Raw genomic sequence first — 451 nt, 5'->3', positions numbered from 1 at the left:
ATCAACGGCGCCAATGACGCGGCGGAGATCACCGGCGATGCCAGCGGCTCGCTGACCGAAGCCTCCGGCGTTGCCAACGGCACGGCCGGCACCTCGCCGGCGACCGGCGATCTCGACGCCAGCGATGTCGACAGCGGCACCGACTTCTCGGTGCTGACCAACGGCGTGCACGGCACGCTGTCGATCAACGCGGCCGGCGAATGGAGCTATGCGCTCAACGAGGATGACGCCGCCGTCCAGGCGCTCAACACCGGCGATCCGGCACTCACCGACACCATCACCGTGCAGACCTCGGACGGCACGACCAAGGACATCGTCATCTCGATCAACGGCGCCAATGACGCGGCGGAGATCACCGGCGATGCCAGCGGCTCGCTGACCGAAGCCTCCGGCGTTGCCAACGGCACGGCCGGCACCTCGCCGGCGACCGGCGATCTCGACGCCAGCGATG

General features: G+C 69.0%; 1 protein-coding gene. It reads left to right on the top strand.

Annotated elements, in window-relative coordinates; genetic code table 11:
* A partial coding sequence (locus JQK88_RS35695; protein ID WP_203281285.1) for a VCBS domain-containing protein occupies positions 1 to 451 on the top strand: 451 nt, incomplete at both ends.

Origin of the sequence: Mesorhizobium caraganae (genome assembly GCF_016836705.1) — a bacterium.
Classification (GTDB): Bacteria; Pseudomonadota; Alphaproteobacteria; order Rhizobiales; family Rhizobiaceae; genus Mesorhizobium; species Mesorhizobium caraganae.
Note: the sequence above shows the minus strand (reverse complement) of the source record. Positions and strands in the feature narration are given on the sequence as shown.